Origin of the sequence: Nocardia sp. NPDC051787 (assembly GCF_040681325.1) — a bacterium.
Lineage (GTDB): Bacteria > Actinomycetota > Actinomycetes > Mycobacteriales > Mycobacteriaceae > Nocardia.
Genome location: NZ_JBFAYO010000030.1, coordinates 52,976 through 76,401 on the forward strand (window position 1 = coordinate 52,976; position 23,426 = coordinate 76,401).

General features: G+C 67.1%; 22 protein-coding genes and 3 pseudogenes. 12 read left to right on the plus strand and 13 right to left on the minus strand.

Translation table 11 applies throughout. The annotated features are described in order from the left end of the window. Nucleotides 1–162 precede the first annotated feature (162 nt). The 5 genes from AB0M45_RS26885 to AB0M45_RS26905 form a co-directional block, all read right to left on the minus strand. Nucleotides 163–1,347: an FAD-dependent oxidoreductase gene (locus AB0M45_RS26885; RefSeq protein WP_364334903.1), complete on the minus strand. Its 1,185-nt coding sequence runs from the start codon at nucleotides 1,345–1,347 to the stop codon at nucleotides 163–165. A gap of 77 nt (nucleotides 1,348–1,424) precedes the next feature. Beyond that, entirely contained in the window at nucleotides 1,425–2,369 is a 945-nt protein-coding gene (sigJ, locus tag AB0M45_RS26890) for an RNA polymerase sigma factor SigJ (protein ID WP_364334906.1), read from the minus strand. A gap of 171 nt (nucleotides 2,370–2,540) precedes the next feature. After that, nucleotides 2,541–3,470 carry an RNA polymerase sigma-70 factor gene (locus AB0M45_RS26895; protein WP_364334909.1) on the minus strand — a complete coding sequence of 310 codons (930 nt, stop codon included), beginning with the start codon at nucleotides 3,468–3,470 and terminating at the stop codon, nucleotides 2,541–2,543. A gap of 77 nt (nucleotides 3,471–3,547) precedes the next feature. Further along, nucleotides 3,548–4,111: an FAD-dependent oxidoreductase gene (locus AB0M45_RS26900; protein ID WP_364334912.1), complete on the minus strand. Its 564-nt coding sequence runs from the start codon at nucleotides 4,109–4,111 to the stop codon at nucleotides 3,548–3,550. Beyond that, nucleotides 4,053–4,727, minus strand: a complete 675-nt coding sequence (locus AB0M45_RS26905) for an FAD-dependent oxidoreductase (protein ID WP_364334915.1) — start codon at nucleotides 4,725–4,727, stop codon at nucleotides 4,053–4,055. The genes AB0M45_RS26900 and AB0M45_RS26905 overlap by 59 nt, the downstream gene beginning before the upstream one ends. Before the next feature lie 255 nt (nucleotides 4,728–4,982). Here AB0M45_RS26905 and AB0M45_RS26910 point away from each other — a divergent pair, with 255 nt between their 5' ends. The 6 genes from AB0M45_RS26910 to AB0M45_RS26935 all read left to right on the plus strand — a co-directional run bounded on the left by AB0M45_RS26910 (nucleotide 4,983) and on the right by AB0M45_RS26935 (nucleotide 11,696). After that, nucleotides 4,983–5,618 (plus strand): hypothetical protein, encoded by a 636-nt coding sequence (locus AB0M45_RS26910; protein ID WP_364334918.1) that lies wholly within the window; start codon nucleotides 4,983–4,985, stop codon nucleotides 5,616–5,618. Between the two features lie 138 nt (nucleotides 5,619–5,756). Further along, nucleotides 5,757–6,959 carry a site-specific integrase gene (locus tag AB0M45_RS26915; protein WP_364334921.1) on the plus strand — a complete coding sequence of 401 codons (1,203 nt, stop codon included), beginning with the start codon at nucleotides 5,757–5,759 and terminating at the stop codon, nucleotides 6,957–6,959. 406 nt (nucleotides 6,960–7,365) lie between these two features. Continuing rightward, nucleotides 7,366–8,814, plus strand: coding sequence for an amidase (locus AB0M45_RS26920; protein WP_364334923.1), 1,449 nt, complete (start codon nucleotides 7,366–7,368; stop codon nucleotides 8,812–8,814). 335 nt (nucleotides 8,815–9,149) lie between these two features. Further along, nucleotides 9,150–10,685, plus strand: coding sequence for an FAD-dependent monooxygenase (locus AB0M45_RS26925; RefSeq protein ID WP_364334926.1), 1,536 nt, complete (start codon nucleotides 9,150–9,152; stop codon nucleotides 10,683–10,685). A gap of 65 nt (nucleotides 10,686–10,750) precedes the next feature. Further along, nucleotides 10,751–11,011 carry a hypothetical protein gene (locus AB0M45_RS26930; protein ID WP_364334929.1) on the plus strand — a complete coding sequence of 87 codons (261 nt, stop codon included), beginning with the start codon at nucleotides 10,751–10,753 and terminating at the stop codon, nucleotides 11,009–11,011. 85 nt (nucleotides 11,012–11,096) lie between these two features. After that, nucleotides 11,097–11,696 (plus strand): hypothetical protein, encoded by a 600-nt coding sequence (locus AB0M45_RS26935; protein WP_364334932.1) that lies wholly within the window; start codon nucleotides 11,097–11,099, stop codon nucleotides 11,694–11,696. Nucleotides 11,697–11,732: 36 nt separating this feature from the next. Here the strand turns inward: AB0M45_RS26935 and AB0M45_RS26940 are convergent, their stop codons facing one another. Continuing rightward, a complete protein-coding gene (locus tag AB0M45_RS26940) occupies nucleotides 11,733–12,671 on the minus strand; it encodes a DMT family transporter (protein ID WP_364334935.1) in 939 nt (312 codons plus the stop codon). Between AB0M45_RS26940 and AB0M45_RS26945 the strand changes: the two genes are divergently transcribed. Next, entirely contained in the window at nucleotides 12,670–14,079 is a 1,410-nt protein-coding gene (locus AB0M45_RS26945; RefSeq protein ID WP_364334938.1) for a PLP-dependent aminotransferase family protein, read from the plus strand. The genes AB0M45_RS26940 and AB0M45_RS26945 overlap by 2 nt on opposite strands. 17 nt (nucleotides 14,080–14,096) lie before the next feature. Here AB0M45_RS26945 and AB0M45_RS26950 read toward each other — a convergent pair. From AB0M45_RS26950 to AB0M45_RS26970, 5 genes and pseudogenes are all read right to left on the minus strand, one after another. Then, nucleotides 14,097–14,411: pseudogene (locus AB0M45_RS26950) on the minus strand (acyl-CoA dehydrogenase C-terminal domain-containing protein); the annotation flags it as partial. Nucleotides 14,412–14,444: 33 nt separating this feature from the next. Then, nucleotides 14,445–14,648 (minus strand): acyl-CoA dehydrogenase N-terminal domain-containing protein, encoded by a 204-nt coding sequence (locus tag AB0M45_RS26955; RefSeq protein ID WP_364334941.1) that lies wholly within the window; start codon nucleotides 14,646–14,648, stop codon nucleotides 14,445–14,447. After that, on the minus strand, nucleotides 14,645–15,781 hold the full coding sequence (locus AB0M45_RS26960; RefSeq protein WP_364334944.1) for an FAD-binding oxidoreductase: 1,137 nt from the start codon (nucleotides 15,779–15,781) through the stop codon (nucleotides 14,645–14,647). Before AB0M45_RS26960 ends, AB0M45_RS26955 begins: the two co-directional genes overlap by 4 nt. Nucleotides 15,782–15,793: 12 nt before the next feature. Beyond that, the gene (locus AB0M45_RS26965) at nucleotides 15,794–17,281 is read right to left on the minus strand and encodes an NAD(P)/FAD-dependent oxidoreductase (RefSeq protein ID WP_364334947.1); all 1,488 of its coding nucleotides are present in this window, start codon (nucleotides 17,279–17,281) and stop codon (nucleotides 15,794–15,796) included. Further along, entirely contained in the window at nucleotides 17,278–17,694 is a 417-nt protein-coding gene (locus tag AB0M45_RS26970) for a nuclear transport factor 2 family protein (RefSeq protein WP_364334950.1), read from the minus strand. Before AB0M45_RS26970 ends, AB0M45_RS26965 begins: the two co-directional genes overlap by 4 nt. A 118-nt stretch (nucleotides 17,695–17,812) precedes the next feature. Between AB0M45_RS26970 and AB0M45_RS26975 the strand changes: the two genes are divergently transcribed. Next, nucleotides 17,813–18,448 (plus strand): PadR family transcriptional regulator, encoded by a 636-nt coding sequence (locus AB0M45_RS26975; protein WP_364334953.1) that lies wholly within the window; start codon nucleotides 17,813–17,815, stop codon nucleotides 18,446–18,448. A gap of 146 nt (nucleotides 18,449–18,594) precedes the next feature. Here the strand turns inward: AB0M45_RS26975 and AB0M45_RS26980 are convergent, their stop codons facing one another. Further along, nucleotides 18,595–18,963, minus strand: a complete 369-nt coding sequence (locus tag AB0M45_RS26980; RefSeq protein ID WP_364334956.1) for a VOC family protein — start codon at nucleotides 18,961–18,963, stop codon at nucleotides 18,595–18,597. A 63-nt stretch (nucleotides 18,964–19,026) separates the two neighbouring features. On the opposite strand from AB0M45_RS26980, the gene AB0M45_RS26985 reads away from it, so the two are divergent. From AB0M45_RS26985 to AB0M45_RS27000, 4 genes and pseudogenes are all read left to right on the plus strand, one after another. Beyond that, complete coding sequence (locus AB0M45_RS26985; protein ID WP_364334959.1) at nucleotides 19,027–19,485, plus strand: MarR family transcriptional regulator; 459 nt, start codon at nucleotides 19,027–19,029, stop codon at nucleotides 19,483–19,485. Between the two features lie 240 nt (nucleotides 19,486–19,725). Next, nucleotides 19,726–20,277: pseudogene (locus tag AB0M45_RS26990) on the plus strand (sigma factor-like helix-turn-helix DNA-binding protein); the annotation flags it as partial. Between the two features lie 206 nt (nucleotides 20,278–20,483). Further along, on the plus strand, nucleotides 20,484–21,425 hold the full coding sequence (ligD, locus tag AB0M45_RS26995; protein WP_364334991.1) for a non-homologous end-joining DNA ligase: 942 nt from the start codon (nucleotides 20,484–20,486) through the stop codon (nucleotides 21,423–21,425). A gap of 140 nt (nucleotides 21,426–21,565) precedes the next feature. After that, nucleotides 21,566–21,664 (plus strand): annotated as a pseudogene (locus AB0M45_RS27000) (exonuclease SbcC); the annotation flags it as partial. A 44-nt stretch (nucleotides 21,665–21,708) separates the two neighbouring features. On the opposite strand, the gene AB0M45_RS27005 reads toward AB0M45_RS27000, so the two are convergent. Further along, nucleotides 21,709–23,385: a hypothetical protein gene (locus AB0M45_RS27005; RefSeq protein ID WP_364334961.1), complete on the minus strand. Its 1,677-nt coding sequence runs from the start codon at nucleotides 23,383–23,385 to the stop codon at nucleotides 21,709–21,711. Nucleotides 23,386–23,426 lie beyond the last annotated feature (41 nt).

Consider the following 23,426-nt stretch of genomic DNA (forward strand, 5'->3'; position numbering starts at 1 on the left):
CTCTTCTATTTTCTTCGTCTCGCTTGATGGTTCGGAGCTACTGGGGGTGACGAACGGTAGACGGTCGAGTCCAGGGTCCCGGTCCGCCGGGTCGGCTCACCTGCGGGCATCGCGGGCCGTGCCGGACCGGCTGACCGGCACGGCCCGCGCGGGGCCGCCGCCTCAACCGGCATTCACAGTGGTCTGCTGAGCCACGGTGACGCGACGGCGGCGCGATGGGAGCATCGACGTCGGATGCGAGATGCTCCAGGCCGCGCTCGTGCAGATCAGTTCCTTGAGGCGCGCGGCTGACCTGCCGGTGAGGGCCGACGACTTGGGCTGGTCGTCAGGGGTAACCCACTGCATGATGGCGTCGCGGCGACCGAGACTGATGCACTGGCCGGTGTAGCCGATGGCATTGCGGGGCACCCCGCGGCCGGTCAGACGCGCGGCGATGGCGTCGGCGGCCTGGTAGGCCGCGGGAACGCCGGAGGCGCAGGACATCCGCAACGGTTCTCCGCTCGCCCCGGGTGCGAGTGCGGCGTCGCCAACGGCGTACACGCCGGGATGCGACACCGACCGCATCGTGTCGTCGACGATGATCTGCCCGGACGGTGCGACCTGCAGGGTTGTGGCCGCGGCGATGGGATGCACGGCGAAACCGGCCGTCCACACGACCACCTGGGCCGGGATCGTGCGCCCCTCGGCGGTAACGACGCCGGTGGGCTGGACGCGCGCGACGTCGGTGTTCTCGTGCACGGTGATGCCGAGCCGGTCGAACGCACGGCGCAGATGCCGCTGAGCCTTCTCGCTCAGCCAGTCGCCGACGCCGCCGCGGGCAGCGAGTGTGACGTGCAAGTCCGGCCGGGCTTCGGCGATCTCGGTGGCGGCCTCGATGCCGGTGAGGCCACCGCCGACGACCAGTACGGTTGCGTCCGCGGCGAGTTTGGTCAGACGGTCCCGCATCCGCAGCGCGGACTGCTTGCCGGCGATGTCGTAGGCGTGCTCGGCCACGCCGGGGACACCGCAGTCGGCGGCGGCGCTGCCGAGGGCGTAGACGAGAGTGTCGTAGGCGATCTCGCCGGGGCCGTCGGCGTCGATGATGCCGACGGTCTTGCGTTCGGCGTCGACGGCGGTGATCCGCGCCAGCCGTACCCGCACCCCCGTCCCTGCGAAAACGTCGGCCAGCAGGCGGCGCTTCAGGTTCTGACCGGTCGCGAGCTGGTGCATGCGGACCCGCTCGACGAACTCGGGATCGGCGTTGACCAGCGTGATCTCGGTGTCGGTGGGGTGCAGCCGCTTGGCCAGGCGACCGGCGGCGTTGGCTCCGGCGTATCCGGCCCCGAGGACGACGATGCGGTGGGTCATGGTCTCGCTCCTGTCTGGGTGGTGTTCGCTTCCTGAACCGGGCAGCGGCTCGAAACCTGACAGAAGTGAGCTGTGATCTACCAATTTTCGATGAGGGGGCCACCGTGCTCGAACGTGGCCCACCGGCGCGTGGCGCGGGCGAGCTTGGCGGGGTTGGCCTGGGTGTGGACGGCCGCGATGCCGTCGGTCGTCACCTCGAGGGTGATGACGCCGACGACCCGGCGACCGACCACGATCACCAGCGCGGGCATGCCATTGGTCATCGCGGCGAACAGGGCAGCGCGGCCGCCGATGCTCTCCCATTTGGCGGCGGTGGGCTCGAAGAGTCGCCGCAGGAACCGCGCCACCCGCAGCGCGCCCGTAATCGGCTGCGGCAGAGACACGACCACGCCGCCGCCGTCGCCCACGCTGATCGCATCATCGGTCAGCAGCCCCACCAGCGAGTCGGTGTTGCCGCTCAGCGCCGCGGCGAGGAACTCCTCGACGATCCTGCGGGCGGTGGCCTCGTCGACCTCCACGCGGATTCGGTCGGTAGCCACGTGCTGCTTTGCGCGCCGATAGATCTGCTGACAGTTCGCCTCGGTGAGCTCGAGGATTTCGGCGATCTCGCCGTGCGCGTATCCGAATGCTTCGCGCAGCACGTAGACGACGCGTTCCTTGGCCGTCAGCCGCTCCATGAGCGTGAGCATCGCGATCGAGACCGATTCGCGCTGCTCGACGGTGTCGGCCGGGCCGAGCATACGGTCCGTGGCGAAGACCGGTTCTGGTAGCCACTGGCCCACATAGGTCTCCCGCCGGGACCGGGCCGAGGCGAGCTGGTTGAGACAGATATTGGTGAGCACCTTGGTCAACCACGCCAGCGGCGTCTCGACAAACTCGCGGTCGGCGGCCTGCCAGCGCAGGAATGTCTCCTGCACCGTGTCCTCGGCGTCGCTGGCCGAACCCAACAGGCGATACGCGATCGCTTCCAGACGCGCCCTGGCGTTCTCGAACACCTCGACCTCATGCGTACCGACGAGCATGGACCGATGTTAACCATGGAATGTGGCAGACCGCCGACACATGGAATCGACCACACCAGTGCCATCGCGCGACGCGTGGCCGGCCACGGGTGTGATTCCGGTGCGGGAGAATTCTCGTCGGGACCGTTATTGGTGGGGCGATTCGCCGAGTTCGACTGTCTGCACGTGCGTTCATGACGCCGATAGCCCGCGCAGCTTATCCGGGTTGACCTGGAAGCGCAGGTTCTCGATGCGGTCGTCGACGACGTCGTAGGTGATCGCGCCGACCGGGTTGCCCCCCAGCACACCGATCACACCGAGTTCGCCATTGACGACGGCCGTCTCGAGCTGGATGCCTGTGAGCATCGGCTTGGCCAGCACGCCCAGTAGCCAGCGGGCCACATGATCGGGGCCGTGCAGCGGCCGACGCGCCGCGGTGATCTTGCCTCCGCCGTCATTCCACAGCGTGACCTCGGGTGCGAGCAGTTCCATCAGGGCGTTCACATCGCCGCCGCGGCATGCGGCCAGGAACTTGCCGGTGATCTCGGTGCGGGCGGCGCTGTCGGTTTCGAAACGGGGCCGACGGGACTGGACATGGGAACGAGCACGGTGGGAGATCTGGCGGATTGTGGCCTCGGGTCGATCGAGGAATCCGGCGATCTCGGCGTGTGTGAAACCGAATACCTCGCGCAGCACGAAAACCGCACGTTCCACCGGTTTCAGGGTTTCCAGGATGACCAGCATCGCGGTTGACACGGTGACGGCCATTTCGGTCTCCTCGGCGGCATCGGTCGTAGTGATGATCAGAGGTTCGGGAAGCCACGGGCCGACATAGGTCTCGCGTGCGGCCCTGGCAGAGGTAAGACGGTTGAGTGCGAGATTGGTGACGGTGCGGACCAGGTACGCCTTGGGATGGTCGATCGAATCCCGGTCCGCGGCATGCCATTTGAGCCAGGCGTCCTGCAGGATGTCCTCGGCGTCGGCGACGCTGCCGAGCAACTGGTATGCGGTGCTGAACAGCAGGCGGCGATGTTCGACGAACGGATCGAACGGCGCCGGCGTGGGCGCTGTCGGTTCGCGGTGTGCTATCGGTGAATCGGTCTTGTACATACGGTCCTGCATCGATTGCTCATCTTTCCGGTCCGGTGACCTATTACCGCAGTTCACCGGGATACCTCGGTGGTATCCCGGTGGGCAGGTCACGCGGTCGTGCGGGTGGCGCGGCCGCCTTTCGTCGGCCGCACCTGAACGGTCATGTGCTTACTCATCTTGAACATCGGCACCGGGCTGCTGCTGACGCTCTCCTTGTACATGACGGCGGCACTACCCTTCAGGTACCACCGTTTCGGGGTGTCGTCGGCGTTGGTGAACTGGATGACCGCGTCTTTGCGCCCCAGGCTGACCGGCTGGTGGTAGTAGCCGAACCGGAAGGGTGCGACGGTCTTGCCACGCAGCAGACGGGCCACGGTGTCGGCGGTGTAGGCCGCGGTGGGCAGACCGCTCTGGCAGGTGCCGTGGATCTGGCCCCAAGCCATGCGCACCGCGGCGGCATCACCGATGCCGTGGATCTCCGGGTGGGACACCGACCGCAGGGTGGCATCGGTGATGATCAGACCGCGCTCGTCGACGGCGATGCCTGCCTCGGCGGCCAGCGGTGACACCTTCACTCCGGTGGTCCACAGCGTCAGGTCCGAGGCGACGAGTTCACCGGTGTCCAGGCACGCCGCGTCGGTCAGCACCTTGGTGACCTTCACACCGACCATGCGCACCACCCCGAGCCGGTCCCATGGCACGGTTGAGATGGGCGCGGGCCTTCTCGCCCATCATCCAGCCGGGCTCGGTGGCGCTGATCAGGGTGACGGTGAGCCGCGGGTGGGCTTCGGCGATCTCGGTCGCGGCTTCGATGCCGGTGAGGCCGCCGCCGCAGACTGTCACGCTGCCTTCTCGATCGGACACCTCCCCCAGCCGCAGCGAGAATCGATGTGCCAGACGGGGATCGTTGAGGGTCCACGCGTGCTCGTCGACCCCGGGGACCAGGGAAGTGTCGGTGCTGCTGCCGAGCGCGTAGATCAGATTGTCATAGCTGAGCGCCGTGCCGTCGTCGAGGGCCACCATGCGGGCGGTGGTGTCGATGGCGGTGGCAGCAGCCTGGTGAAAGACTACGCCCGAGCCGTCCAGCAGTTCCGGAATGCGGTGATCGGCCAACTCCTGGCCCGCAGCGATCTGGTGCATGCGCAGCCGCTCGGTGAACCGGGCCGACGGGTTCACCAGGGTAATCCGTACCGCCTGCTTACGGGTGCGGCGCGCCAGCCGGACGGCGGCCAGCATGCCGGTGTAACCCGCGCCGAGAATGACGATCTGGTGGGTGGGGGCGTTCATCGTTCACTCCGAAGGTCTCGTTCTTCGTGGTCGGTCATGAGACAGGGCAGCTACGCGCAACGTGACAGCCGCAGATGTGGTTCGCGTCACACTCTTCGACGCGACGGGGTGCGTTCGTACGGCACAATGCTTCGCTCCACGACGCCCTATGCTCCGGTTACGACGGATTCTCGATCAGGTCACGACCCATCAGCGCCGCAAAGTTTCCTGGGCAGGACAGCTTCTCGTTCGACAGGCCTGCCACAGTGAATCTCCGTGGGATACAACGATAATGAGACGGACGCGCTCCGTCGGATGGCTGGTCTGGCGACGCTGATGACCCTGCGGGTCGCGGTGACCCTGGGCCTGCCGGATCGGCTCCTCGGTGACGGCGCCGCCGCTGATCAACTCGCGGCCGAGCTCAATGTTTCACCGGTCACGCTCGGCATATTGCTTGACCACCTCACAACCCTCGGGGTCGTCGAACCGACATCCACCGGCTACCGGACCACCGAGTTCGGAGCGAACCTATGCGCCGATGCCGGCAATGGCTTCACCAACATGCTCCTGCATCTGGATTCCGCTGCCGGCCGCGCCGAACTGGCCTTTGTCGAACTCGCCTACAGCATTGCGACCGGCCGAGCGGCCTACCCGCGCCGCTATGGGCAGGACTTCTGGGCCGACCTCGCCGAATCCCCCTACCTGCGTGAGTCGTTCGAAACGGCATCGCCATATCCAACAGTCCACGCCAACCGGCGAGCTCCTGAGTCAATTTCGGCCTCTCCCAGGATGTTCGCCGACATAGGACACATCCTCCAGACCGCCTCCTGCGAGTTCCTTGACCGGAGTGACCGAAGAAGTGTCACTGTGACGCTATGGAATTCGCCTACTCGGCGAGCGCAGCACCCATGACGAGCCGTCGTCGAACCCGGCCGGCGAACTCGGCGCTCAGGTGTCGAAGTCCCCGTTGGGCGTGCCGTAGGGTGAAGTCTCGCGCCGAAATCCTTGGTGCGAGCAGCCAGTCGCCGACGTGAATGCGGGAGCCGAGACATGGACGATCGATCCACCGTCGTCGCGGTCCCCGAGTCGGTGCGCACGGAGCTGCGTCGTGGCGTCCGCAGTGTATTGGTCGACGCCGCTGCGCTGCGCCTGGTGCGGGATCGCTTCGACGACGATCAGGCCGGTTCGCTGGGCCGGTATCTCGAAGCCTCCCAGTCGGCGAACACGGTGCGCGCCTATCGCGCCGACTGGGTTGCCTGGGCGGCTTGGTGTGCAGCCGAAGGCAGACAGGCTCTGCCCGCTGATGCGCTCGACGTCGCCGTCTACTTGGCGGCGGCCGCCGACGCGCGTCGCGATACGGGCGGATGGGCGTTCAGTCCGGCGACATTGGAACGGAAGTCGGCGGCTATCGCCGCGGTGCACGCGGCGAACGGACTGCCGTCGCCGACGCGGTCGGATGTGGTGCGGCTGACCCTGCGCGGTATCCGCCGCACCCGTCGCGCGCAGCCTCAGCGCAAACGTCCGGTGCTGCTGCACACTCTCGACCAACTGCTGGGCGGGCTTCCCGAACCGGGCTGGCCCACCGAGCCCGCGCGCCGCCGGGACGCGCTCGCACTGCTCGTCGGTTTCGCCGGAGCCTTGCGCCGCAGCGAACTCGCCGGACTGCGCATCGGCGATGTCGAGGTGAGCACCGACCACAGCACCGGCGAACCGATCCTGCTGATCCGGCTGCCCGCCACGAAGACCGACCCCACCGGCGCGGCGGAACAGCGGGTTGCCCTCCCGCGCGGCCGCCGCCCCGCCACCTGCCCGGTCTGCGCTTTCGCCGACTGGTTGCGTCTGCGCGAAGTACATGCCACCGCAGGAACTTCCGGTGTCCGCGGCTGGCTGTCCGAGCTGCCCGCCGGTTCTCCCGACATCCACCGCTGCCACGGCTTCACCGGCACCCGCATCGACCCGGACCTTCCCCTCTTCCCGGCCATCACGCGGCACGGAGCCATCGCCGACCACGCCATGTCCGGTCGCGCCGTCGCCGAACTGGTCAAGCGCTATGCCGCCCGGGCAGGCCTCGACCCCGCCCTCTTCGCCGGCCACTCACTGCGCGCCGGATTCGCCACGCAGGCCGCACTCGGCGGCGCCAGTGACCGCGAGATCATGCGCCAGGGCCGATGGTCCAACCCGCGCACCGTCCACGGCTACATCCGCACGGCAAACCCCTTGGAAGACAACGCGGTCACCAAACTCGGGTTGTGAGGTCGCAACTAGGATGAATCGCATTTAAATGCAACACTGCACATTGCTGCGATAGAGGTTTCTTGGGGATGAATTGCATTTCCGGCCGTGCACGGGATCCACCTGCCTCGTGGGCACGTCTCCTGATTTTCCGGGCCGGCACCGATCTCGCCGCACGTCGCCATGACCAGCGGCCGGTCGAAAAGTCTGCGGCCGGAGGGGAACACGGTAGCCATTGTGACATCTATCCCCTTGTGCGAAACGCCATTTCATGGCCTGCGCCAATCGAGCCGGCTCTGCCGACGCCATGACCTCGGATATGACAGGACGAGTGCGTTAATTTGAGCTGAAGGTAACCCGTTCGACTTTCCCGTTTGCGCGAAGCGGCATTTTATGTCCGCTGCGGCAGACCGATACCGTCGAATTCATGGAGTGGAATTTTCGGTCGGCCGAAGAGCTCGCGGCCGCATTGCGTGCCGGTGACGTAACCTCGGTCGAACTGACCGACGAAGCGATCGCCCGTATCGAGCGGGACGACAAGTTGATCAACGCGATCTGTGTGCGGACCTTCGACCGCGCGCGGGCCGCCGCACACCGTGCCGACCAGGGGCGCGCCCGCGGCGAGGACCGGCCACTGCTCGGCATACCGGTGACGGTCAAAGAGTGCTACAACATCGCCGGGCTGCCCACGACCTGGGGCATGCCGATGCACCGGAACTATATGCCGGCCGAGGACGCGCTACAGGTATCGCGGCTCGAGGCCGCGGGCGCCGTTGTGCTCGGTAAGACCAATGTGCCGCTCGGGCTGCAAGATATACAGAGCTTCAACGAGATCTACGGCACCACCAACAATCCGTGGGATCACGGTCGCACGTCGGGTGGTTCCTCCGGCGGATCGGCGGCGGCCCTCGCGTCTGGATTCGGCGCGCTGTCCATCGGCTCCGACATGGCCGGTTCGCTGCGCACCCCTGCGCATTTCTGCGGTGTCTACGCGCACAAGCCGACACTCGGGCTGGCGGCGCCACGCGGAATGGTCCCGCCGTCCGCGCCCGCATTGCCGCTCGACCTCGACCTCGCTGTCGTCGGTCCGATGGCGCGCACCGCCCGCGACCTCACGCTCCTACTCGACGTCATGGCCGGACCGGACCCACTGACACTCGGCGTCGCGTTCGATCTGGCTCTGCCGCCCGCCCGCCACGAACGGCTCTGCGACTTCCGAGTCCTGGTTCTCGACGAGCATCCGCTCATTCCGACCGGGTCCGCTGTGCGGGCGGGGGTGAACCGGGTGGCCGACGCGCTCGCCGACGGCGGCGCCCGCGTCGAACGGCACAGTCCGCTGCTGCCCGATGTGACCGAAGCCGCGACGCTCTACATGCAGTTGCTGTTTTCGGGCTCCGTCGCATACTTTCCCGTCGACGAGGACGAGCAGCTGCGCAGCCGCGCAGCCGAACTGAGCGCCGACGACCAGAGTTTGGACGCGGCCCGGTTGCGCGCGATGGTGTTCAGTCACCGCGACCGGCTGGCGGCGCACAACCGTCGCGAGCTGCACCGCCACGGCTGGCGGCAGCTGTTCGCGGAGTTCGATGCCGTGGTGTGTCCGATCACGCCGACTCCCGCGTTCCCGCACGACCACAACCCTGATCTGCTGGAACGCCGGATCGACATCGACGGTGTCGCGTACCCGTACTTCGACCAGCTCGTCTGGGCCGGTCTGGCGACCATGCCCGGCCTGCCCGCCACCGCCATACCGGCGGGCCGCTCCCCCGAGGGCCTGCCGATGGGAGTGCAGCTCATCGGTCCGATGTTCGAGGACCGCACCCCGCTGCGGCTGGCCGAACTGCTCGAGCAGAAGATCGGCGGCTTCCAGGCACCGTAGTGCGCGCACCGAATCAGACCAGTGCGTCGGCGTCGGTGCCCCGGCCGCCGCCAGGCCTGCCCACTCGGAGTTCACGTGGCCACTCCGGTGACGACACCGGCGAGCCCTCTTGCACCGAGCCAGGACCGAATACTGCACGATTCCAATACCGCTACGTCACCAGTCTTCGCGGGACCGTCCGTCCGGACTGAGGAAACAGCGCACGAAAACGGGATAAAGGGACCCACCCCCCTTTCCCACTCTCAACATATAGTCCACCAGGGGGCTTGCGGCAAGACCCCGGGGATGCCGCAGAATCGCTGGCCTAGGGTGAACCGGCGAAATGGGAGTGGCTAGTGCTAGAGACCGACGTAATCATTGTGGGCGCGGGCCCGACGGGCCTGATGCTGGCAACCGAACTGCGTCTTGCCGGAGTGCGCCCCTTGGTACTGGAGCGGCATCCGGAGCCCCGGCTCATGCCGAGGGCCAGCGGTATCGGCGGACAGATCCTCGGCCTGCTGCACTACCGAGGCTTGCTGGACCGATTCGAGGCGGCAAGCTACCAGCCTCACCCGCCGCCCCGGTTCCCGTTCGGTGATACGTATCTCGATTTCACGGATCTGGCCGACCCTCCGATGCAGGCGCTGGCGATCCCGCAGCAGCACATCGAGCGACTACTGGACGACCGGGCCCGCGAACTCGGCGCCGAGATCCGCCGCGGGCACGAGGTAACGGGGGTGAGTCAGGACGATGCCGGGGTGACCGTGGATGTGCGGGGGCCGGACGGGCTGTACCAGGTGACCGCCCGGTATCTGGTGGGTTGCGATGGCGGGCGCAGCCGGATCCGCGATATGGCCGGAATCGAGTTCTCCGGCATCACATACCCAGAAGTCAATCGGTTTGCCCAGGTCACCGTGCCCGATTCGCTGACCGTGCTCGACAATGGCGATATCGTTTTGCCCGAACTGGGCAGGGTCCGTGCGGGTTTCACACGCACGGACAACGGTGTGTTCGCGTTCGCGGTCGGCTCCGGAGTGCTGTCTCTGCAAACCACCGAGAGCGAGACCGCCGACTACGACGATGACGAGCCGCTGACCCTGACCGAGCTCGCCGACAGTGCGCGCCGCGTGCTCGGCGTGCATCTCCCCTTGGGAGATCCGATTCGGTTGTCGCGCTATACGTTCAAGGATCGTCAGGCCGAACAGTATCGGAGCGGACGGATTCTGGTGGCCGGCGATGCAGCCCACCTGTTCCCTGCCACCGGCACGGCGATCAATGTCGGCCTGCTCGACACGGTCAACCTGGCCTGGAAGCTGGGTGCCGACATCCACGGCTGGGCGCCCGCGGGCCTGGTGGACACCTATCACGACGAACGCCATTACGCCGGTGCGCGGGCGCGGCTCCAGACCCGGGCTCAGGTGGCGCTACGCCGCGGACACGACCCGGCTGCCGAAGCACTTCGGCAGGTCTTCCAGGAGCTGATCATCGACGAGCCGGCATTGCGCCGGATGGGAGCGCTGGTCGGCCACTCCGATATCCGCTATCCGATGCCGGGTACCGACCACCACGTCTTGGTGGGTACCTTCGCGCCGGATCTCGCCCTGCACACCGACGAGGGCACCACGAGCGTGGCAGAGCTCATGCACACCGCGCGGCCCGTTCTTCTCGATCTCGCCGACCGCCCGGAGTTCCGCGAGATCGCCCGAGAGTGGGGTAATCGTATCGACATCCGCACGGCCAAGACCGGGGAGCGGCCGGCCGACGCCCTGCTGATCCGCCCGGATGCCCATATCACCTGGGCCGCAACCATCGACGAGGCCGCCGAGACCGCAGCAGCCACGCTCCGGGAAGCGCTCTCCTACTGGTTCGGCGAGCCACCCAACGCATTCTGAGTCGATCGCGCCGCATCCTGCCGCTTCTCGCACCGGTGTACGAGTAGCGGCAGGATGGGCTGCTCGTGTTCAGCTTCGGCGTGCCGTTCCTCCTGATCGGCCTGATGGTGCTGTGGCTGGACCACCGCGGCATCACTGATCGCCGCCGGCCTGCTACTGGCCGGCTCCAGACGCGCCGCCCGCCGCGACAACCCTGGAACTGCTGCCGGAATATCCATCCGGACGATTTGAATCCCGTCGCCCGTGGCAACGGGTGGTGCGCCGGCTCGGCCGACGGAGTGATGTGTGGCGGTGCTTTCGCGTTGTCAGTGGGCCAACCGTCGTAAAGTTCGGTTGAGGGCAGCGCCGAGCGCGGACCGGGCGTTGGGTCACGGTCGTCGAGATGAGGAGGCCCCGATCGAAACATCAGGTGTGCGTGCGGAGCAGGCCGAGGGCGGACAGGACGCCGCCACCGCGCCGGGCGCCGCGGTTGTGACGGGCACAGTCCTCGGTGTTGTGGTTCTCTTGTGCGCCCACCTCGATTGGGCTCCGTTCGTTGGGAACTCGACCGGCCCGGATCAGCTCGTCGGCCTGGTGGCCGGCGGGATTCTACTGGGTGTTTCCCTGCTGGTGTGGGCGATCAAGTCGCTGTATCTGCTCGGGCGCCAGCGCAGGTGGTCCTGGAAGGTTGCCGCGGTGCCGGTGGTCGTGCTCGCGGGGTTGGTGGCCGGGTTGGCCTTTCAGCCCGGAAGCTTCGACTCCGCACGTCCGGAAATGGAAGAAGTCGCGGTCGAGATGCTGCGCGAGGATGGGCCGAATACCCGCCAAGACCTGAGTCTCGGCGGGCTCGAGATCAGTTCGGCTCAGCGCCGGCCCGATGGGCGTGTCTACTTCTACGACGCCGACGGGTTCGTGGGCTCCACTGTCCGGGGCTGGGTCTACTCTCCTGGCGCCGAGCCGGCAGAGAGTGGCGCCCGACGGTTCGAAAAGCTGTCCGGAGACTGGTATTCGTTCGTCTTCACTATCGACTGAGGCTGTCCATCACGTTGCGGCGTGGTATCCACATGGTCACCCCTTCGGGGCGGTGTCGGCACCGCCGAGCCGATTTCGAACCGCACCACCCGCGCATGCGATGACCACGAGCCCGCCCACGAATGTGAGCCAGCCGATGTATTCGCCGAGCAGCAGGGCCGCCCAGCAGATGCTCATGACGGGCTGTACGAGTTGTGCCTGACTGACCCGGGACATCGGGCCGATAGCGAGCCCTCGGTACCAGGCGAAGAAGCCGAGGTACATGCTGACGGCCGACAGGTATGCGAAGCAAGCCCATTCGACAGCCGTCCCCGACGGTGTCCGACGCCCGAACGCGATGCCGGTCAGTGTGAGCATCAGCGGCGAGGAGAGGACCAGTGCCCACGACACGGTCTGCCAGGACCCGATCTCCCGCGCGAGTAGGGCACCTTCGGAATACCCCACCGCGGCCGCCAGCACAGCACCGAAAAGCAGCAGGTCGGCCCAGTGGATCCGGCCGATGCCGCCGCTCTGCAGGAGGGCGAACACCACGGCGGAGATTGCACCCGCGAGTGAGAAGAGCCAGAACGTGCGTTCCGGCTGCTCACCGGTGCGCAGCACGGCCGTCACCGCAGTTGCTGCGGGCAGCAGGCCGACGACGATGGCACCGTGGCTGGCTGGTGTCACGCTGAGGGCATACGACGTGAGGACCGGGAAGCCGACGACGACCCCCGCCGCCACGACAGCGATCCGCAGCCACTGCTTGCCCCCCGGGACTGTCTGCCGCGTGACCGCCAGAGTCACCCCCGCCAGCACAGCTGCGACCACTGCACGACCGGACCCGACGAACAGGGGTGAGAGCCCGTCGACTGCGACGCGGGTGAGTGGCATCGTGAACGAGAAGGCCGCGACACCCACAAGCCCCCAGGTCAAGCCGGCCGACCTGGCCGGTAGCGGAGTTCCGAACTTGACAGTAGCGCTACTCTGAACTGACATGTTCAACGATAGCAGTAGGCGCTTGGCTGACGGTATTCGCGCCTGGATCGTGACGGCCTCCCCGGGTGCGCGACTTCCGTCCACACGACAGTTGGTGACCGAGTACGCAGCCAGTCCGGTCACAGTGCAGAAGGCCATTCGGTCACTCGCCGCAGAAGGCCTCATCGAGTGCCGCCCGGGCGTCGGCAACTTCGTCCGGACTCCGCGTTCAACCCGCCCGCATGACTACGGGTGGCAGACAGCTGCATTGGGCTCCCTCCGCAGCACCCTGCCGAGTGTGGCAGGCGCCCTGCGCACCGCTGCGCCGGGTGCCCAGGAGCTCCACTCCGGCTATCCGGAGGCCGAGTTGCTGCCTGGGCGGCTGGTCCGCGCGGCCCTTATCCGCGCAGCGAGAGGCGCGTCGGCGACGTCACGCCCGGCCCCTGCTGGGCTGCAGGATCTCCGGAGCTGGTTCGCGACCGAGTTGGCCGGCCTGACGCCCGCCGGGTTTGCCGCGCCCACGGCCAACGATGTCGTCATCGTCCCGGGCAGCCAGAGTGGGCTCACCTCGATATTCCGCGCCCTGGTCGCCCCGGGACAGCCGCTGCTGATCGAGTCACCGACGTACTGGGGCGCGATTCTCGCCGCGCATCAGGCGGGTGCGCGTCTGGTCCCCGTACCGAGCGACGCTGACGGGCCGGACCCGGACGAACTGGACCGGTCCTTCCGCGAGACTCGGGCGAGAGCCCTGTACGTCCAACCGAACTACGCGAACCCTACCGGGGCCCAGTGGTCGCCAGCCCGTGCCGAGGCTGTCCTGGACCTGGTCCGTGCGCACGGCGCGTTCCTCGTCGAGGACGACTGGGCACACGACTTCGGGATCGACACAGATCCATGGCCGGTCGCAGCCCGAGACACCGCGGGCCACGTCGTCTACCTCCGTTCGCTCACCAAGAGCATGTCACCCGCGATCCGGATCGGTGCGCTCATTGCCCGCGGGCCAGTCCGCGATCGATTCCTCGCAGACCGATCCGCGGAGTCCATGTACGTGAGCGGGCTCCTCCAACAAGCGGCTCTCGAGGTCGTCACCGATCCCGGCTGGAAGACCCATTTGCGCCGGCTACGGGTCCAACTCCGGGAACGTAGGGACCTGCTCGTCGACAGTCTGCGCGAGCACGCCCCTCGGCTCCATGTCGACCACGTCCCTCGAGGTGGACTCCATCTCTGGGCACGGCTGCCCGAAGGCACGAACACCGACCGGCTCGTCCGCGACTGCGAGACCGAAGACGTGTACGTCGCATCCGGTCACGAGTGGTTCCCGGCCGAGCCTTCGGGCCCTTTCTTGCGCCTGAACTTCACCGGCCCCAATCCGAATGGATTCCCAGCGGCAGCCAGGACCATCACCGCGGCGCTCGCCTCCCAGCAGTGAGGGACGTTCACCACATCAAAGGCGGACTCGTCGAGCGTCATGATGTCGTTGTCGAGGTTCGACAGCACGGCGCGAACCGAGGTCAGCCGTGGAAGCAGGTTACGGGCGAAGAACCGTGCGACCGTGACCTTGCCCTGATAGAACGCTTCGCCGGAACCGGCGGCTCCCTCAGCGAGGGCTGTCGCGGCTATGTCGGCTTGTCGCAGCAGTTGCCAGCCGATGAGCAGGTCGCCGACCGCGAGCAGGAAGCGCACCGAGCCCAGGCCGACTTTGTACAGCTCCGTCGGCTCGTGCCGTGCGCCCATCAGATGCCCGGTCAACGCGGCGGCCAATTGGTGACGAAGACGCCGTTGCGCTCGCCCAGTTCACCGGTCTCGGCGTCGAAGTGGAACTTCGGCACGAAGAACAGCGCCAGCCCCTTGGTCCCGGGACCGGCACCTTCGGGGCGGGCCAGAACCAGGTGTGCGATGTTGTCGAAAAGGTCGTCGGAGTCCGAGTACGGCGTCGAGACCGACGACCTCGAACAGGTTGAATTCCAGATCGCGGACGTTGCCGCGGTAGTGGCTCACAAGTCGAGCTCCACGTCGCCGATCGGGTAGGCCACGCAGGAGTGGGTGTAGCCGAATCGGTTGTCGGACAGGCGCAGTTTCGCCTCCTCGGCGGTGTGGACCTCGCCCTTGACGATCCGCACTCGGCAGAGACTGCATTCGCCGGAGCGGCACGCGGCTTCGGGGCGAATACCGTTGTCCTCCAGAGCGTCCAGCAGCGGTCGATTGCGCGGGGTGCGGAAGGAGGTGTCGCCGACGGTGACGGTGACTTCATCGGTCGGGTCGACGCCGGTAGGCCAGTGTGGTTGGGCGGTGGGGTCACTCGGTGCGCCGTTGGCTTCGAAGCGAATCCGCTTGCGTGGGTGTCCGAGTACGGTGAGCTGCTCGAGAGCGTATGGGTAGAGGGCTTGCGGCCCGCACACGTACACCATGCGGCCGTCCAAGTCGCCCACGAGGGCTTTGATGGTGCCAGCGGTAAGGAACCCGGTGGCTCCGGTCCAGTCGGCGTCGGGTTCGGCGATGACGTGGTCCACCGTGATACCGGGGTGCTGGGCGGCGAGTTCGTCCAGCTCGGCGCGGAAGATCACGTCCGAGGCGTAGCGGGAGCCGTAGATCAGGTGGAAGGTCCGGTCCGGATCGCGGTCGACGATCTCGCGGATCATGCTCATCGCCGGGACGACGCCGGAGCCGCCGGCCAGGAACACCACGTCGTCGCCGTGGAAGAGCGGGTTGTGGTGGAAGGTGCCCATCGGCCCGGTAGTGGGGAGGACCTGCCCGATCTGGGCGCTGTCGATGAGCAGGTTGCTGACGCGCCCGCCGGGGACACGGCGGACGGTGAGGTCGTATCGGTCGAGCTGGGTGGGGGTCGAGGAGATGGCGTAGGGGCGGCTGGTGCCGTCGATGAAAACATTGACGTATTGACCGGCCAGGAACGGTGGCAGCTCGACCTGGTCACGGCCCGCGAGCCGGAAGGTCTTGGTGGTCGCGGTCTCGTCGATGATCTCGGCGACGACCAGCTGGAGCCGCTTGGGGTGGTAGGTGTCCACGGTGGCGCGCGTTTCGGCGCGGTAGTCGCGGGTGTCGGGGATGCGGGAGTCGATCTCGGCGAGAATCTGCGCCGCGCCGTCGAACTGATCCGCGAGGGGGTGTTTCATGATGTGCTCCGTTCAGGCGGCCTTGGTGCGCAGCAGACGGCGGGCGACGCGGGCGCCCGCTTCGAGGGTGGGTTGGAATCCGCCGATGCCTGACCAGGAACCGGCCAGATGTAGTCCCGGGACGTGCGTTCGGCGCTCGCTGTTGCGGAACAGCCAGCCCTCGGTGGCGTCCTGGTCGTATCCGTAGATGGCGCCGCCCGGATGACCGAGGTAGCGCATCATCGTCAAAGGCGTTGCGACGTCGACTTCCTCGATGGCGTCACGGATACCGGGGGTGATGGTCTCGCATAGGTCCAGCAGCGTTTCGGCGTACGCGAACTTGGTGCGCGCGTACTCCGACGGGGCCACGTTGCGCCATATGTCGGCGTATTGCAGTGTCATCAGGCTGACATGCGTGGCGCCGGTGGGCGCGAAACCGATGGGTGCGACGTCATAGGAGCTCACGCAGATGCCGCGTGCGGGTTCGAACGATCGCCAGGAGTCGTAGGTGCGGTCGTCGTCGGCGTCGATGTTCACGAAGGTAGTGCTGGTGGTGAACCCGAGTTCGGCGGGTGTGGCGTCCAATCCCATATGCAGCACGAACCCCGAGACGCCGATGCGCCTGGTGGCCAGGTCGTCGCGCACCGCGGTCGGCACGTCGATACCCTCGAGCATGCCGTAAGTCGTTGGCAGCGAAGCGTTGGACACCACGTCGGCCGCGGTCACTTCCGAACCGTCCTCGAGCCGAACTCCCAGGACGCGGCCGCTCTCGGTGAGGATGGTATCGACACCGGTGTTGAACCGCACCTCGCCCCCGGCGGCGAGGAACGCGTCGAGGATCGCGGTGGACATCGCCTGTGAACCGCCGCGCACATGCCAGGGCTTGAACTCGAAGTAGGCGAACAAGGTCAGCGCCAGGTCCTGGAACCGCAGTTTCGACGGCGGCTGACCGAGATAGGTCCAGTACATGCCGAGGGCGATCGTGATCCGCTCGTCGTCGAAGTACTCGTCGAGAACGTCCTTCAGCGGCCGCAGACCGTAGGTGAACAGCACGGGGTCGATCTGATCGACCGGCATCCCCCGCATGGCGGCGATCTGCCAGAACGTCACCTGCTTCAGCAGTTCGAAGAACTTCGCCGCACGATCGCGGTTGCCGGGGAACTCCGCCTCGATGGCGTCGATGGCCGCGTCCCAATCGGCGGGCAGCGTCAGGTCCAGCTGTCCGGGGATCACCGCGCGGTAGAGGTCGTGCTCTTGCACGAACTCGAGCTTGTCGGCGATGCCGAGCTGGGTGAACAAGCCCTCGCGCAGTGAGATCGGCTGTCCCTGCACACCAACGCCGGACAGCTGGTGCAGGGCTACCTCGAACTCGAAACGGCCTCTACGGAAGGAGGTTCCGCAACCACCGGGAATGTTGTGCCGCTCGAGCAGCAGTGTCCGTGCACCGGCACGCTGCAAGGTGGCGGCGGCGGTGAGTCCGGCATTGCCCGCCCCGATGACGATGGCGTCGTAGTCACTCATGCCCCGGACGCCTCGCGCTCGAGTTGTGCGGTGGCCTCGGCCTTGATGCGTTCGAACTGCTCACCCATGCGGGCGGCCAGCGCCTGCGCCCCCGAGAGCGGGCGCACCATCACCATGAAGTCATCGATTTTGCCGTCCTCGTCGAAGTGCAGGAAATCGCACCCGGTGAGCTGCTTGCCGTCGACGGTGGCCTCGAAGACGAATGCGTGATCGCGACCGCCCGCGTCCGCGATCTCCCGCACATAGCGGAAGTCCTCGAAGACTCTGATCACCGCGCGCAGGATGGCCGCGGTGATCACCTTGCCCGGGTACGGCTGGAACGCCACCGGGCTGGTGAACACCACATCGTCGGCTAGCAGCGCCTCGATGGCGGCCTCGTCGCGCGCCTCGACGGCTTCACGGAAGGGGTGCATACCCAGCCTCTCATAGTCAATTTTTTGCATATTGCACCGGAACACTATCCACGCAGATGCTCTGCTGTCCAGACCATAGAGGACAAAAATTTGAATAGCCATGTGGTAGCCTGGACACATGGCGCTACGTAATGCGGTGCTGGCCGCACTATTGGAAGGCGAGGCGTCCGGATACGACCTGGCCAAGGGCTTCGACGCCTCGGTGGCCAATTTCTGGATGGCCACGCCACAGCAGCTGTACAAGGAGCTCGACCGCATGGCCACCGAGGGACTCATCGAGACCCGGGTCGTGCAGCAAGAGCGCCGACCCAACAAGCGCCTGCACGCCATCACCCCCGCCGGGCGGGCGGCGCTGCACGAATTCATCGTCGAGCCCGCCAAACCCACCGCCATCCGCGACGAGATGCTGGTCAAAGTGCAGGGCATGGACATCGAGGACGCTCCCGCCGTCCGCGCCACCGTCGCCGAGCGAATGGAATGGTCGAAGGCGAAACTGGCCCGCTACGAACGTCTGCGGTCGCGGCTGCTGGACGGCCGCAGCGAACAGGCGTACTTGACCGAGGCTGAACGAATCGGCCCGTATCTCACGCTGCTGCGCGGAATCTCCTTCGAACAGGAGAACATCCGCTGGGGCGCGTTCGCCCTCTCGGTCATCGACCGGCGCCTCGCGGCACACACCGAGCAGGACCCCCCGGAACTCGATGCGGGATCATCCCAGCCCTCAGCCGATTTGGACCCGATCACCTCTGCCTAGATCGGCGCGGGCCAGTCGACCCGTTTTCGGCGCGGCTACATCGGCCACCGCAAGCGCCCGGCGCGGGTAACGTCGCCCGGATTCTCGAGTCTCAGGCGCAACCGCGGCCTGCGGGGGCCGGTGATCGTACGGTGGCGTTCGGCCTGTCAGGCGCGGTCATGGAGAGTGACCTGGTAGCCGTCGGGGTCGGCGAAGGTGAATGTCCGACCGAAGGGGCCGTCGATCGGTGCGGAGACGATGGTGTGACCGTCGGTGACCAGAGCATCGTGAATGGCCTGGACGTCTGTGGCGTGGAGCCAGATCGCGGCACCGATCCCGGGCTGAGCAACGGAGGCGAGATCGGTGCCGGGAACGATGTCGCGGAGTGCGAACGCGATCGGCTTCGTCTCGAAGACGATGGCGTGCGGAGGTCCGGTCTGCGAGCGGACGAGGCCGAGGTACCGCTCGTAGAACGCCTGCGAAGCGTCGAGGTCGCGCGCTTGAAGCGAGATGAAGTCGGGGCCGGTGGCGGGCATGACGATGCTCCTTCTCTTCGTGTCAGCCTTCTGACACGGACCAATCTATGTCAGAATTCTGACATGAGTCAAGACGGTGTCGGCGTCGACCTGGAGACGTCACTGGGCTATCTGCTGAAAGAGGCGTCGAGCATCCTCCGTGCGGCCATGGAGGAGGTGCTGCGGCCGCTCGGGATGAGCGTGACGCACTACTCCTGCCTCGAGCTGCTGGCTCAACGACCGGGCTTGTCGAACTCCGAGCTCGCGCGGGGCGCGTTCGTGACCCGGCAGACGATGAACGTGCTGCTCCAGGCCCTGGAACGAGACGGCTACGTGACCAGGCCTGCGGAGGCACCCGTGGGGAAGGTTCTTCCCACGCGGCTCACGCCTCGCGGCCGACGGAGCCTCGAGAAGGCGACCGTAGCGGTCCGGTCCGTCGAGGTCAGAATGCTGGCCGGCATGACCGAGACCGAGCAGTCAGAAGCGTTCCGGATCCTGCGGAGCATGATCCATTCCCTGCGCGATGGCAACGACGGTCCATAGCTCGTTCCCCGGCGCGCGTCTCACCGCACCCGGATAGGAGTGCAGCCGAGCATGAAAATCCGTGCAGGCAACTTCGAAACCGACAGACCCCGACGACACCTTCTTCTGCGATGAAGGTCCCGAGCGGACCGGCGTCACCCTCGAAACCGCCACCTCGACCAGTTCGTCGACGGCAAGGCCATCCAGGACACCATCGTCGAACGCGGCGGCGGGTGGAGCACCGTGCTCGAACTGTTCGCCAAGACGCTGTCACCGACCGAACGCGCCGTGTTCGTGCTGCGCGAGGTTTTCGAGATCGGCTACGACGAGATCGCCGCCGCCGTCGGCAAAACTCCCGCAGCCGTTCGTCAGATCGCGCACCGCGCCCGCGGGCACGTCGATGCCCGCCGACCCCGGTCGGTGGTCTCGGCGAGCGAGACCCGGGCTGCCCTGGAGTCGTTCCAGCGCGCCCTCGAATCCGGCAACCCGCAGGCCCTGCTGGACGTGCTCGCTCCCGAGGTCGTCCTGGTCAGCGACGGCGGCGGCGTCAAGCGGGCAGCGCTGCGGCCGGTCAGCGGCGCCGAGAACGTGGTCCGCTACATCCTCGGCGGCATCGGCAGGACCGACGCCACGATCACCGTCGACCCGACCGTGCTCAACGGCAGCCCGGCACTGGTCTTCCGGTTGGACGGCGAGATCGATGGCGTCATGGCGTTCCGGGCCGAGGACGACCGCATCACCGGCCTCTACTTCGTCCGCAACCCGCAGAAGCTGACCCGCGTCGAATCCGAGACCCCACTCACCCTGCGCTGAATATCGGTGGAGAACCAGTCACCCAGGGAGGAGGTGGAGGCCACGGGCCTCGGGCGCGCGGTTGCCCGGGAGTCGCAGGGGTCGGCTCTGCGCGGGGTCCAAGTCCATAGAGGGGCGTAAAAATACCAGTACAACTCGGTCGTTCGCCGCGAAAAGCGCAGTGAAGCCGAATATATGCTGAGCGTGTGCTGTCAGTGCCGGCGCCGATGTTGGCCGTCTCCGGACGGCCACCGCACGAGCGCGGCCGGTGGGCGTTGGAGATGAAGTGGGACGGTATCCGCGCCATCACCCGGTGCAGGCATGAGGAATGCCGGTTCTACAGTCGCAACAACCGGGATCTCAGTAGCTCGTTTCCCGAGCTCACAGCGGTGCTTGTGGATCTGGGCGAGCGTGCTGAACTTTTTCTAGACGGGGAGATCGTCGCTCCCGATCCCGCAACGGGGGCTCCGTCGTTCACTCGTCTACAACGACGGATGCACGTGGTCTCACCGGGCACGGAATTGCTGCGCGGCGTCCCGGCACAATATCTGGCCTTCGATTTGCTGGCCGTCGACGGAGAGTCCATCATGAACCTGCCCTACACCGAGCGCCGCGCGCGTCTGGATGACCTCGCCCTCGATCGGCCCCTCGCCCGCACCCCGCCCTACTACACGGACATCGATCCCGCCACGCTGCTGGACGTCGCCCGCGAGCACGGCTTGGAGGGAATCGTCGCCAAACGCCTCGACTCGGCGTACTACCCCGGCCGCCGCTCGCCGCTCTGGATCAAAACGCCGCTGCGCAAGACCACCGAGGCCGTGGTCGGGGGCTGGCTCCCCGGCACCGGCCGGTTCTCCACGACGTTCGGTTCACTCGTCCTGGGCGCCTACAACGACCAAGACCAGCTGGCCCACATCGGCAACGTCGGCACCGGATGGACCATGCACGACCGGCGATCCCTCCAAGCCCGCCTCACCGAACTATCGCGACCGGATACGCCGTTCGACATACCGCCGCCCCGCCCCGTCGCCGCGTCCGCCCACTGGGTAGATCCTGTCCTCGTCGCCGACATCGAATATCGCGAAGCAAGCCCGGAGGGTCTGCGCCATCCCAGCTGGCGCGGCCTACGTCCCGACAAATCCCCATACGAGGCGAAAGTGCCGAAATAGCATTCGATGCAACACTGTATTGCCATTTTATCGATCAATACCAGCTGCTAGCTAAGCTAGAGCCTGTCTCCCAATAGCTTCAGCTATTCAGCCGTCAGTGCCGTGACGAACTCGGCATGTTCTGGCAGCCGAGAGATCTTGCAGCTGGTCACGCGGCGGCAGCTGCGTACCTGCACCCGCTGGCAAAAGCCATGCAGGTCTTGCACATCCTCGGATCGGCCGCCCACGTGGCTCGAGCAATCTGGCTCGATGCCCATGGGGACGAGGGGCCTGCCGACCGGATCTAGGTTCGGTCTTCCAGTGCAGCAGGCCACAGGTCGATGCGGGTCAGTGGGGTGCGGCGGCTGGGTGGGAGTTGGTCGCGCACTCCGCGGCCGGCGAGCAGGGCCGAGCGTGCTTGCGCCGCATAGTGTTCGGCGTGGCGGGCGGCAGGGTGGCGGCGGCGGGCTTCGGCGAGCCAGCCGCTGGCTTGGCGGAGGGCTTCGGTGCGGGTGAGGGGCGGGTCGGTGGGCAACACCAGGGTGGCGTGGTCGGGGGCGGCGACGATCGCGGAGCCGAGGTGTTGCAGGCAGCGGCCGATGCCGGGGTCGTCGTCGAGGACACGGAAGGCGGTCAGGGCGAGTTGCCAGCAGCGCAGGGCGCGGCGGGGTTCGCCGCGCGCCCACCACAGCACCCCCATGGTCTCGTGCGTCTGGGCGCGTCCGTCGGGGTCTCGGCCCGTGCGGGTGAGTGATTCGGCCAGCTCGAGACGATCCCGGGCGGCGTCGAGCCGTCCCTGCCCGATGTGCACGACGGCCAGGTTGATCAGGGTGCACACCTCGCCGGAGACATCGTCGCGGGGCAACAGCCACCAGGCGGTCTCCAACTGATCGGCCACGCCGTCCAGATCCAGCGGTACCGCGCCGAACCCCTGCAGCGCCTCGCGATGTTCCCAGCGAGCGGCCAGGCTCGTCGACAGCCGCCACGGACGGTAGCGTCGCGGCCGCTGGGTGAGCTGATCCGCCCGTAGCATGACGAGATCGCGGTTCAGCTCGTCGAGGCCGCGAAGCGAGGACAGATCGGCGGCCACCCCACGCTCGTGCTCCGCCAACCCGTTTCGCGCGAACCACACGTCGAGGGCATCGCCGAGCCGAACCAGGTGCGCGAGCGCGGCGGCGGGGAAACGTATTCCCGAGTTCGCGCACGCCGCCACCAGCGCACACAGGTACCGTTCCTCGGTTTCGAACCACCGGCGAGCTCCCCCGGCGAAGCGCCGCGATTCCAGCGCGATCGCCCAGCGGCCGGCGCGGTCGGCGTAGTGGTGCAGCAAGGCGGTGACCGCCGCGGCCCACCGCGGCCCAGCCGTCACGGTCGCTCGGTCCGGCAGCTTGGGCACTTGTCGCACCCGGAACCGCTGTGCGCCGTGCTCGGCCAGGATTCCGCGGCGGCGCAGATCCGACAGCTGCATCGCCGCGGTGGGCGCCGAGGGTTGGCGGGCCAGCGGCAGCCTGCCCTCGGTCTCGCGAATGGCGTCGAGCACGGCCAGCAGTGCGACGCTCTCGAAGTCACGCACGGGCAGGTCCCGCAACACCGTGGCGATGGGATCTCCGTCCAGTGCGGACACCCGCCACGGTGGCCGCGGATACCGGCGCGGTGCGCGATCGGCCAGCGCGGGACCCGGTTCGACCAGACCCGCTATCAGGTCCATCTCGCGGGCGGTGCGCACCTTCACGCCGTACCCGGCGGCGAACCGGTACAGCGCATAGCCTGCCGCCATCGCGATGAACAGCACCGACAGCCAGCGCAGCGTCCCGTTGAGAAACTTGACCAGGGCGTTCTCGCCGAAGGAGTTGACCACGAGGGTGCGCACCAACTCGAACAGCACCGTGTAGGCCACTACCGACGCCGTGCCCAGAAACCCTTGCCAGATCGACGATCTCGGCGTCGCGGTCTGCCCTATCGCTTCGGCGTGAGCGCTCACCGCGCCGACTCCTTCCTCATGCCGAACGATCCCAGCGCCTC